The 11,579-nt window shown below is 62.7% G+C and carries 8 protein-coding genes; 1 reads left to right on the top strand and 7 read right to left on the bottom strand.

Going from position 1 to position 11,579, the window contains the following annotated elements; genetic code table 11:
* Positions 1-271: 271 nt before the first annotated feature.
* From J5N58_RS19580 to J5N58_RS19565, 4 genes are all read right to left on the bottom strand, one after another.
* Complete coding sequence (locus J5N58_RS19580) at positions 272-2,575, bottom strand: transglycosylase domain-containing protein (protein ID WP_112829922.1); 2,304 nt, start codon at positions 2,573-2,575, stop codon at positions 272-274.
* A 199-nt stretch (positions 2,576-2,774) separates the two neighbouring features.
* Positions 2,775-3,233, bottom strand: a complete 459-nt coding sequence (locus tag J5N58_RS19575; protein ID WP_112829921.1) for a YbaK/EbsC family protein — start codon at positions 3,231-3,233, stop codon at positions 2,775-2,777.
* Positions 3,234-3,657: 424 nt separating this feature from the next.
* Positions 3,658-5,049: a M20/M25/M40 family metallo-hydrolase gene (locus J5N58_RS19570; RefSeq protein WP_113443933.1), complete on the bottom strand. Its 1,392-nt coding sequence runs from the start codon at positions 5,047-5,049 to the stop codon at positions 3,658-3,660.
* 80 nt (positions 5,050-5,129) lie between these two features.
* Complete coding sequence (locus tag J5N58_RS19565; RefSeq protein WP_112829919.1) at positions 5,130-5,567, bottom strand: MarR family winged helix-turn-helix transcriptional regulator; 438 nt, start codon at positions 5,565-5,567, stop codon at positions 5,130-5,132.
* A gap of 397 nt (positions 5,568-5,964) precedes the next feature.
* Here J5N58_RS19565 and polA point away from each other — a divergent pair, with 397 nt between their 5' ends.
* Positions 5,965-8,958 carry a DNA polymerase I gene (gene polA / locus J5N58_RS19560; protein ID WP_113444015.1) on the top strand — a complete coding sequence of 998 codons (2,994 nt, stop codon included), beginning with the start codon at positions 5,965-5,967 and terminating at the stop codon, positions 8,956-8,958.
* A 40-nt stretch (positions 8,959-8,998) separates the two neighbouring features.
* On the opposite strand, the gene phnN is transcribed toward polA, so the two are convergent.
* The 3 genes from phnN to J5N58_RS19545 are packed head-to-tail and all read right to left on the bottom strand — an operon-like array spanning position 8,999 to position 11,451.
* On the bottom strand, positions 8,999-9,601 hold the full coding sequence (gene phnN / locus J5N58_RS19555; RefSeq protein ID WP_244712442.1) for a phosphonate metabolism protein/1,5-bisphosphokinase (PRPP-forming) PhnN: 603 nt from the start codon (positions 9,599-9,601) through the stop codon (positions 8,999-9,001).
* Positions 9,601-10,740, bottom strand: coding sequence for an alpha-D-ribose 1-methylphosphonate 5-triphosphate diphosphatase (locus tag J5N58_RS19550; RefSeq protein WP_244712433.1), 1,140 nt, complete (start codon positions 10,738-10,740; stop codon positions 9,601-9,603). The genes phnN and J5N58_RS19550 overlap by 1 nt, the downstream gene beginning before the upstream one ends.
* Positions 10,741-10,761: 21 nt before the next feature.
* The gene (locus J5N58_RS19545; RefSeq protein ID WP_113467170.1) at positions 10,762-11,451 is read right to left on the bottom strand and encodes a DUF1045 domain-containing protein; all 690 of its coding nucleotides are present in this window, start codon (positions 11,449-11,451) and stop codon (positions 10,762-10,764) included.
* Positions 11,452-11,579: the final 128 nt, after the last annotated feature.

The raw sequence follows: 11,579 nt of genomic DNA, 5'->3' as shown, positions 1-11,579 counted from the left end.
GACAGCCCCTCGACGTGGATGGTCTGGGATATCGCAGTCCTCGCTGCGGTTATGTCGCGTATATAAGAAGCGGTTTTTCTGACTGCAAGGCTGGAATTCCGCTGTAATCCAGTAAAAAGAACAGATTGGCAGAGCATGCGATCCGCCGTTTGCAGCCAGACGAAGGCCGGTTCGTTATCGCAGGGATAGCATCCGAGCCTTGCGCCGGGCATGCCTTTCGGCAGATGGCGATGAGCGCACCGGAATGCAAGACCGGCCGCCGCTCTCCATGTCACTGCCCCATGATGATGTCGAGAAGCGTTGTGCGGCGCCGGCCTGCGGGCACGGGCCCGCCCACCTCTCCGGGCGGCACGGGACCTTCCAGGATCGCGCCATCCGGGGCCCCCTGCGGAATGTCTTCCGGCGGAAACGGCGCCATCTCGCCGGGTGGCAAAGGTGCCGCAAGCCCGACGTCTCCCGCCGGCTGCTGCTGCGGTTGCGGCTGGGCCGGATAGCGTTCCTCACCGCCGCCGGAAAAGACGTCGGAAATGATCGTGCCGATGGTCGTTTGCGGCTCCTGTTCGATGGTGGGTTCGACATAGGTGCCGCCGTTGAGCGGGGCCGGCGTCAGCCCGGTATGGGCCGTCGTCATGAAGTCGTGCCACGCCTGCGCCGGCAGGCCGCCGCCAGTCACCTTCTTCATCGAGGTGCCGTCGTCATTGCCGAACCAGACGCCTGTGGTGAGATTGCTGGTATAGCCGACGAACAACGCGTCACGGAAAGACTGGGTGGTCCCTGTCTTGCCTGCCGCCTCCCAGCCCTTGATCCTGGCCTTCCGGCCTGTGCCGTTGTCGATCACGCCCTTCATCATCCGGTTCATCACCGACACCACCCCCTCGCTCAGGACGCGGGGGGGATCGGCATAATCGTTTTCGTAAACCACCTTTCCGTCGGGCGTCGATATGCGGCGGACGATATGCGGCGTGGCCTTGTAGCCGCCATTCATGAACGGCGCATAGGCGGCCGTCAGCTCCAGAAGCGATACCTCCGACGTCCCGAGCGCGATCGAGGCGTTGGATTGCAGCTCCGATTCGATGCCGAGGCGATGGGCGAGCTTGATGACATGATCGGGACCGACCTCCATAACCAGCTGCGCGGCGATGGTATTGAGCGATTCGGCAAGCGCGCCGGCAAGCGTCACCGGCCCGCGATATTTTTCATCGTAGTTTTCCGGGGTCCAGTTGCCGATTCGGATCGGCGCATCGTTTCGCACCGAATCGGGTCTCAGGCCCATCTCCATGGCGGCCGCATAGACGAAGGGCTTGAAGGCCGAGCCCGGCTGGCGCTTGGCCTTGACGGCCCGGTTGAACTGGCTTTCGGCATAGTCCTTGCCGCCGACAAGGGCCCGGATGGCGCCGGTGCCGTCAATCGAGACGAGGGCGGCCTGGGAGACGTTCAGTTTCTTTCCCTCAGCGTCGATGGTCTCGGAAATCGCCGCTTCGGCTTTCTTCTCGAGCGTCATGTCGATGGTGGTCTCGACCAGGAGGTCTTCCTTGACTTCTCCGACAAGCGACTTGACCTCGTCGACAACCATGTCGGCGACATATTGCCCGGCGCCGCTCCAGTAGCGCTTCGCCTGGGTGGGCGACTGCGTCATCGCCGTCTTCACTTCGTCGTCGGTGATGAACCCCTCTTCGCGCATGGCGCCGAGCACCAGCTGGGCGCGGGCTTCCGCGGCCGCCGGATCGCGGGCGGGCGAAAGGCGGGAAGGGGCCTTGAGCAGACCGGCAAGCAGCGCCGCTTCGCCGAGGTTAACGTCGCGCGCCGACTTGTTGAAATAGCGCCGCGAGGCCGCCTCCACGCCATAGGCGTTTGAACCGAAATAGACCCGGTTCAGATACATTGCGAGGATCTGGTCCTTGGTAAACTTATGCTCGAGCCAGAAGGACAGCAGAACCTCCTGCACCTTGCGTTCCAGCGTTCTTTCAGGCGAAAGGAACATGTTCTTGGCGAGCTGCTGGGTCAGTGTCGAACCGCCCTGCACCATGCGGCCCGAAACGAGATTGGTGGCGATGGCGCGCGCAAGGCCGAGTGGATCGATGCCGTAATGGGAATAGAAACGCCGGTCCTCGATGGCGATGACGGCCTGCGGTATGAAGGGCGACATGTCCTCGAGCGCCAACGCCTCGCCCCCGGTCGCGCCGCGATTGGCAATCACCGTGCCCTCGACGGAGACGATCTTGATGTTCGGCGGACGCTCGGGGATCGACCAGGAACTCGCGCTCGGCATGCGTGCGCCGTAGTAGAACACGATGCCGGCGACCCCGATCGCGCCCCAGATACCGAGCACGATGCACCAGTAAACCATCCGGCTGATGAATCCGGTCAGTCCGCCACCGCTCGAACGCTGTTTTTCCTTGCGTCTGCCCCGGGGTTCGCGCGGCGATGCTTCGGCCCTGCTCGCGGGAGCCTTTGTGCGCTTGCCGCCTCTTGCACCGATCCGGTCGCCAGCGTCGATGCGAATCTCGCTCTCGTCCTCGTCGCTTCCTCCGAAGCTGGGTTCGACACGTTCGCGGGATTTGCCTTTGCTTGCCATCGGCGGCGATCTTGCTCCAGAACCTTTTGCGCCCCCGATGCTCGATCTTGCCGAGCCCGTTCCGCGCGGTGAATGACAGCCGCATGACAAGCGGAAGATGCGACTGAAGCACTGAACATTAATTGAGGCGATTTAAAGGGGGGTTAAGATGCGGTAAACGCCTGTATCCACACCCGGAATGCAACTGCTGCGTCGCCCGTTACTGGCAGAGGTCGGCCCACTCCGCATCCGTCAGTTCCGCCAGCCGTCCGGGCGCGATCCGCACCGCCGAATTGGTGGCGCCGGCTGCGGGCACGACTTCATCGAAGGGCTTGAGCGAGATATCGCAGTAGATCTTGAGGTCGGACGGCAGGCCGAAAGGGCAGACGCCGCCAACCGGATGGCTTGTCGCCTCGACCACTTCCTCGGCGCCGAGCATGCGTGGCTTGACCCCGAAGCGATCCTTGAATTTGCGGTTGTCGAGACGCTTCGTGCCGGCTGCAACGACAAGCACGACCTCTTCGCCGATCCTTAGGCAGATCGTCTTGGCGATCTGGTCGGGCTCGACGCCATGGGCCTCGGCTGCAAGCGCGACCGTAGCGGAACTCGCTTCCGTGACGATGACGGAGATGTCGGGGGCATTTTCGGAAAAGAAGGTGCGAACGGATTCGAGGCTCATGGCATCATCTAAACGGATCGGCGCAAGCCGGGCAAGGGCAAATGCTGTCGGGATCGGCCGGGGGAACGGCTTCCTGGCCAGAGGGCTGCGCTGTCGGACTTGAAGACACAGGAAAGGCCCCCATATAGGGGCCAACCAGTGCAGTGGCGCCTTCAAATGGCTGCCGCAACATTTCGGGGCAAAGGGATCGGCGGCGTTAAGCTGCTGTTAATCACTTCGCGCGATCCTCTTTGTCGAAGGGTGATGTGAATGGCCACAGGCCGTGATCGCACACTTGGAAATGCGCATTACCCGTTTCCGCCCCTGACCACGGATGTACTGGCAGGGGCGTTGAAACGGGAGACGAAAGGTCGGGCTTGCCCGGCCTTTTTGTTTTTTGGCTCATCCGCGCGCCGAAAGACGGCGCGCGGGTCCCTCTCTTGCCTCAGCCTGCGGCGAGAGCATCCAGAATGCGGATCCATGAGCGGATGCCTTTGTGGAAGGACTGCAGTTCGTACTTCTCGTTTGGCGAATGGATGCGGTCGTCGGTCAGTCCGAAGCCGACCAGCAACGAATCCATGCCCAGCATCTTCTGGAAGTCACCGACGATCGGGATCGAGCCGCCCATGCCGATGACGACGGCGGGTTTCGGCCATTCCTCGGAAAGTGCATTCTTCGCCTTGGTCAGCACCGGCGAGTCGTAGGAGAGCTGGATGGCGGGGGAGCCGCCATGCGGGTGGAACTCGACCGAGCAGTCCGCCGGAAGCTTCGAGCGCACATAGGCATGAAAGCTCTCGCGGATCTTCGCCGGGTCTTGGTCGCCGACGAGGCGGAAGGAAACCTTCGCGGAGGCCTGTGCCGCAATGACGGTCTTGAAACCCTCGCCGGTATAGCCGCCGGTAATCCCGTTGACCTCCGCGGTCGGCCGCGCCCAAGTGAGTTCGAGCACGGAGCGGCCCTTTTCTCCAGAGGGAACTGAGAGGCCGACCTCGCCGAGAAAGCTCTCCGCCGTCCGGCCGAGCGTCTCCCAGGAGGCCTTGATGTTAGCCGGCGTCTCCTCGACGCCTTCATAGAAACCGGGAAGCGTGATGCGACCGGTCTCGTCATGCAGGCCCGCGAGAATGTCGACCAGAATATGGATCGGGTTTGCCGCAGCGCCACCGAAGAGACCGGAATGCAGGTCGCGGTCGGCGGCCTTGATGACGATTTCCTCGCCAACGAGCCCGCGCAGGGCGGCCGCGATCGCCGGCGTTTCCCGGTCCCACATGCCGGTGTCACAAACGAGGGCGAAATCGGCCTTCAATTCCTTCTCGTTTGCGGTGAGGAAGGGTTTGAGCGATGGAGAACCCGATTCTTCTTCACCCTCGAACAGGATGGTGATGTTGATGGGCAGGCTGCCATGCACGTCCTTGTAGGCGCGGCATGCCTCGACGAAGGTCATGAGCTGGCCCTTGTCGTCGGCGGTGCCGCGGCCGGTAATGACCTTGCGGCCGGGCTCGATCTCCTTGATCGCCGGGGCGAAGGGATCGTTCTCCCAGAGGTTCAGTGGATCGACCGGCTGTACGTCGTAATGACCGTAGAACAGGGCATGCGGCGCACCGGCGCTTGCGGCGGGATGGTGGGCGACCACCATCGGATGGCCGGGCGTGTCGCGCACCGAGGCCGTAAAGCCGATCGAAACGAGATCCGCCACCAGCCATTCCGCAGCCTTGCGGCATTCGGCCTTGTAGGCGGGGTCGGTGGAGATCGAACGAATTTTCACGAGATCGAAAAGGCGGTCCAGGCTCTGCGGAAGTGCCTTGTCGGCGCTGGCGAGAACGGCTGAAATATCGGTCATGGCATAGATCCTGCGCGGTTCAAATCGGCGGGACGATAGATCAAAGGCGCGCCGGTTTCGACCCCGCGGAAACGGATATTTTAAGGTTCGAGCTTGCGGGCGTTGTCGATGGCCCAGCGGATATATTCCAGCATCAGTTCCTTTTCGAACCGGCGGAAGCCCACAAAAAGTGCTTCGTCCGCTTCGCTTGCCGCATCAAGCGCTTCCTTCCTGAGACCACGCGCCTTGTCCGTCAGGAAGATCAGTTGGGCCCGTCTGTCCTGCGGATGCGGCCTGCGCTCGATCAGGCCGTCCCGCTCCATCCTGGCGAGCGTGTTGGCCATCGTCGCCTGTTCGACGTCGACCCGATCGAGGAGCTGCCTCTGGGTGAGACCTTCCTCGTTCCAGAGTTCGAGAAGAATGGGGAACTGGCCGGCGGAAAAACCGAGCTTCGTCGCCCGGCTCTGCAGGGCGCGGGCGAAACCGCGGGCAAGCTGAGCGGTGAGGTAGGTGGCAGAATCTGAACGATCGAAAGCCATAACGAATCGATAGGCGCGTTTTGCCGTCCCCTCAAGATAAATCGCAGGCGATCTATGCGTTCGGCCGATGTTTTTCGGGTGATGCAGGGGCGTTCGAAAAGGGGCTAAAACGAAGAGGCCGCCGTGGCTGGAGGCGGATGCCACGGCGGCTTCTTCAAAAGAGGGACAAAGGCCCGGAGAGGGGGGATAAGGCCTTTGTCCAAGTCTGAAGCGGCGGGGGACGGGCCTCTTTCAGACTGCGGCGTGATCAGGCGCCGGTGACTATGAAATGAGAGGCCGATTGTGGTTTTTCAAGGGAAGACGTGATTACAATTTCGTAACGTTTCCGTGTTTGCCGCCTGCCGGCGTTACAGAACTTTGTATGGACGCACTGGCCGCCCCGCGCTATCCATGCGCCATGAAAAAAGGCGATCATCTCTTCCTCATCGACGGCTCGGGTTTCATCTTCCGGGCGTTCCACGCTTTGCCGCCGCTGACCCGCAAGTCGGATGGTCTGCCGGTCGGCGCTGTCTCGGGTTTCTGCAACATGCTGTGGAAGCTTCTGACCGATGCGCGCGATACAAGCGTTGGTGTGACGCCAACCCATCTGGCGGTCATTTTCGACTATTCATCGAAGACGTTCCGCAAGGAGCTCTACCCGGAATACAAGGCGAACCGCCAGGCTCCGCCGGAAGAACTGGTCCCCCAGTTCGGCCTTATCCGCGAGGCGACCCGCGCCTTCAACCTGCCCTGCATCGAGACCGAAGGTTTCGAGGCCGACGACATCATCGCAACTTATGCCCGCGCGGCCGAGGCGATCGGTGCCGACGTCACCATCGTTTCCTCCGACAAGGACCTGATGCAACTCGTTACGCCGAACGTCCACATGTACGACAGCATGAAGGACAAACAGATCGGCATCCCCGATGTCATTGAGAAATGGGGCGTGCCGCCGGAAAAGATGATCGACCTGCAGGCGCTGACCGGCGATTCGACCGACAACGTGCCGGGCATTCCGGGCATCGGCCCGAAGACGGCGGCGCAATTGCTGGAGGAATTCGGCGATCTGGATACGCTTCTCGCCCGCGCTGAGGAAATCAAGCAGGTCAAGCGCCGTGAGAATATCGTCGCCAATGCCGACCGTGCTCGCCTTTCGCGTCAACTGGTGACGCTGAAGACCGACGTGCCGCTCGAACTGCCGCTCGATGCGCTGGTGCTCGAAAAGCAGGACGGGCCGAAGCTGATCGGCTTCCTGAAGGCGATGGAATTCACCACGCTTACCCGCCGCGTCGCCGAAGCCTGCGACTGCGATGCCGGCGCGATCGAGGCCGCGGTTGTGAAGGTCGAGCGGGGCGAGACTGCTCATGGTCCGGACGTCGATAAGCGGGAACCAGCGGTGTCAGGCGAAGCCGGTGCCGTCGCATCGTCTTCCGCAGCGACTCCGACGACTGTTGCCGCCTCTGCGGGAGATCCGACCCCCGCCGATCTTGCCGCCGCTCGTGCCGCTGCCTTTGCCGCACAGAAGATCGACCACTCCGCCTATGAAACGATCCGCGATCTGGCGACGCTGGAGCGCTGGATTGCCGCCGCCGGCGAAACCGGCCTTGTCGCCTTCGACACGGAAACCACGTCGCTCGACCCGATGCAGGCTGAATTCGTCGGCTTCTCGCTGGCGATCGCCGATAACACCCGTACTCCCGGTTCGACCGATATCCGCGCGGCTTACGTGCCTCTCGGCCACCGGACCGGCGGGGAGGATCTGTTCAGCGACGGGCTGAAGCTTGCCGGAGGCCAGATCCCGATGCCGGACGCGCTTGCCGCCCTGAAAAGGCTGCTGGAGGATCCCTCCATTCTCAAGGTCGCGCAGAACCTCAAATACGATTACCTGCTGATGAAGCGCTACGGCATCGTGATCGAAGGTTTCGACGACACCATGCTCATTTCCTACGTGCTCGACGCCGGCAAGTCGAACCACGGGATGGATGGGCTTTCGGAACGTTGGCTCGGCCACACGCCGATTGCCTACAAGGACGTTGCCGGCAGCGGCAAGTCATCGGTGACCTTCGATCGCGTGGCGATCGACAAGGCGACGGCCTACGCGGCTGAGGATGCCGATGTCACGCTTCGGCTCTGGATGGTACTGAAACCACGTCTCGTCGCAGAAAAGCTGACGCGCATCTACGAGCGGTTGGAGCGGCCGCTGGTGCCGGTTCTCGCTGGCATGGAGGAACGCGGCATCGCGATCGACCGGCAGATCCTGTCGCGTCTCTCGGGCGAACTCGCCCAGAAGGCGGCCGCTTTCGAAGACGAGATCTACGAACTCGCCGGTGAACGTTTCAACATCGGCTCGCCCAAGCAGCTCGGCGACATCCTGTTCGGCAAGATGGGCCTGCCGGGCGGCTCCAAGACCAAGACCGGCCAGTGGTCCACCTCGGCTCAGGTGCTCGAGGATCTCGCCGCCGAAGGTGCGCCGCTGCCGCGCAAGATCGTCGACTGGCGCCAACTCACCAAGCTGAAATCCACCTACACGGATGCGCTCCCCGGTTACGTCCATCCGGAAACGAAGCGCGTTCACACCAGCTATTCGCTGGCGGCGACGACCACCGGCCGTCTTTCTTCCTCCGAGCCTAATCTGCAGAACATTCCGGTCCGCACGGCCGAGGGCCGCAAGATCAGAACCGCCTTCATTGCCTCGCAGGGACACAAGCTCCTTTCGGCCGATTACAGCCAGATCGAGCTTCGCGTGCTCGCCCATGTCGCGGAGATCCCGCAACTGCGTCAGGCGTTTGCGGATGGCATCGACATTCACGCAATGACGGCTTCCGAAATGTTCGGCGTGCCGGTCGAGGGCATGCCGTCCGAGGTCCGTCGTCGCGCCAAGGCGATCAACTTCGGCATCATCTACGGCATCTCCGCCTTCGGTCTCGCCAATCAGCTCGGCATCGAGCGGTCGGAAGCCGGCGACTACATCAAGAAGTATTTCGAACGCTTCCCCGGCATCCGGGATTACATGGAAAGCACCAAGGCGTTTGCCCGCGAAAACGGCTATGTCGAGACGATCTTCGGCCGCCGTGCCCATTATCCCGAGATCAAGTCGTCCAACCCGTCCATGCGGGCCTTCAACGAACGAGCGGCGATCAACGCTCCGATCCAGGGCTCGGCCGCGGATATCATCCGCCGGGCGATGATTAAGATCGAGCCGGTGCTGGCGGAGGCAGGGCTCAACGAAAAGGTCCGCATGCTGCTGCAGGTGCATGACGAACTCATCTTCGAGGTGGAGGACGAAGCGGTCGAGGCCGCAATGCCGATCATCGTCCAGACCATGGAACATGCCGCCATGCCGGCGGTTGCGATGCGTGTACCGCTCAAGGTCGATGCCCGCGCCGCGATGAACTGGGATGAGGCCCACTAGCCGGCGGTCGGCCGTACGGTAGTTCGGCAACCGGGTGTATTCAGGATTCGGCGCTGCGCTTCAACACTCCCTCGAGGGTTTCGAGCAGTTGCCGTCCGGCATCGGCCAGATCACCGCTGTTGTCGATCGTCACGCAATCGAAGTTCGGCGGGATCTCCAGCGATCCCCGGCTGAGCCGGGCAAGGATATCCTCGCGGGTCTCCCGGCCGCGCTGTTCCAGCCGTTGCGCCAGCACGTCGGGCCGGGCGGTGACATTGATGACGAGCAGCGGCGAGAACGCCAGCGCGAAACGGTCGAGTACCGAGCGCGAGCCGTTGGCGACAACCAGATGGCCGAGCGCCAGCTTCTCGTGGACGGCCGCCGGAATGCCGTAACTCAGGCCATGGGCATCCCAGTCCACCGCGAAGGCGCCCTTTTCCCTGAGGGTGTCGAACTCGTCGGCCGACACATCCTTGTGTGCCTCGCCACCGGCGTCCGCCGGCCGGGTAATCACCCGCTGAACGAAATGCACGTCCGCGCGACCGGCGAAATGCTCCATGGCGATCTGGATGAGGCTGTCCTTGCCGGCGCCGCTAGGCCCCACCACGACAACCATGGTGCCGGTGGCTGCATTGGGGTGAAGCTCTGCGGTGCGTCCGTCCATCAGGCGACCCTGTTTCCCTCGCGCCAGACCGAGCGCACCACGGGCACATCCTTCTGGCGACGTACCCGAACCAGATCGGCGCGCAGGCCGGGCGCGATCCGGCCTCGGTCGTCAAGACCCACGGTGCGTGCGGGTGTCGACGTTACCATGGCGATCGCCTGCGGCAGCGAGATGTCTTCGAAATCGTCGGCCAGCACGAAAGGCGCATGCAGCAGGCTGAGCGGCACGTAGTCCGACGACAGCACATCGAGCACGCCGCGGGCGGCGAGGTCGCGTGCCGCGATATTGCCGGAATGCGATTTGCCGCGCACGATATTCGGCGCCCCCATCAGAACGCTCAAGCCCGCCTTGTGCGAGGCCTCGGCGGCATCGAAGCTGGTCGGGAATTCGGCGAGCTTCACCCCGTGGCCTTTGGCTTCCTCCACATGCGCGAGCGTGGCGTCGTCATGGCTTGCGACGGTAATGCCCCGTTCGGCGCAGATCCTGGCCAAGGCATCGCGATGAGGCCTTGAATACTTGGTCGAAAGCGCCAGCCGGTTCTCGACGAAACGGGCGAAGGCTTCGTCGGAGAGCCCGCGCTTGGTCTTGTAGTAAAGCGTGTACTGTTCCATCGTCTGGAACTGGCGCTGGCCCGGCGAATGGTCCATCAGCGAGACGAGCCGCACATGCGGGTCATCCTCGAAATCGGCGAAGTGGTCGAGCACGTTGTCCGAGGCGACCTCGCAGCGCAGGTGGATGAGATGGGTGGCGCGCAGCCGGTCTTCCCTTTCGGCGGCCTGAATGGCGTCGGCCATCTCGCGCATTTCGCCATGTTCGAAGCCGCCATCCTCGTCCGCCCCCATGCGAAGGCAGTCGAAGACGGTGGTGATGCCGGAGGTGACGACCTGCGCATCATGCGCCTGGATCGCCGATGTCTTGTTCCAACGCACGCCCGGCCGGGGCGAATAGTGCGATTCCAGATGGTCGGTGTGGAGTTCGACGAGACCGGCAATCAGATAGTCGCCACCGAAGTCTTCGCCCATTCGGATCGATCCCTCCGAAATATCGGCGATATGTCCGTTGCGGATCAGGACGGAGCCGGAGACGATCTGGTCTTCCAGGACGATGAGGGCATTGCTGAAAACGGTTTCGGCGGACATTTTCCAAGGCTTTCAAAAGGGTCAGGCGGCCGCGAGCGGCTGCCAGTCGTGGACGATGAAGGGCGCGCCGCGTTCGGGTTCCATGAACAGGGCGAGCCCGGAGATGCGCAAGGGGCGCCGGATGAAATCGGAAAAGCGGAGATCCAGCACCGCGTTCATGGCCTGGGCCCGTTCTTCCGGAACCGGGCCGGTCAACGTCATGTGGAAGCGGAATTCCTCCATCACATAGGGATAGCCCCAGCGCGTCAAATAGGCGCGCTGGGCCTCGTTTAGCCGCTCCGGTCGCCGCCGCGCGATGTCGGCCTCACCAAGCGGTGCGCGAAATTCATCGAACGTTTCGACGACCGAGGCGGCAAAGGCCTGTAGCGGCGGGTGAAGCTCTGCCGGCACGAGTGCGAAAAAGGGACCGATGCGGGCTATCGTCGTTGACGGAATGTCGAAGGCTGCATTCGTCGCGCAGAAGTCTCCGAAACGTTCGATCAGCGCCCTCTCACTGACGCCGTCCGCAAGCGCGAAAGGAGCCTTGAGCGTAGCGTGGAAGCCGTAGCGACGAGGGTCCGCAGTAAGTTCCGCGCGTTCTTCCTGCGAAAAGTCTCCGACCGGCTGTAAAGCGCCGTCAATGCCGCTGAAAGCGTTGCGCCCGAGCCAGTCCGCCGCTGCAAGCGTCAACGGGTGATCGGCTTCCGGAGTGAAATAGACGGCATAGCGCAAGAGAGCATTCCTCGGATCGACGGACGGGCCGCCACCATGGGCTGCTTCGCCGTCCAAAGGCAAGATCGGCTGGCTAGCCGATCCGCGTGACAGTTTGATGATGCCGAACCCCGTTCGGCAGAATTTCA

The sequence above is a fragment of the Paenirhizobium cremeum genome (assembly GCF_022884085.1).
GTDB lineage: Bacteria > Pseudomonadota > Alphaproteobacteria > Rhizobiales > Rhizobiaceae > Allorhizobium > Allorhizobium cremeum.
This window is presented reverse-complemented; position numbering and strand designations above follow the sequence as displayed.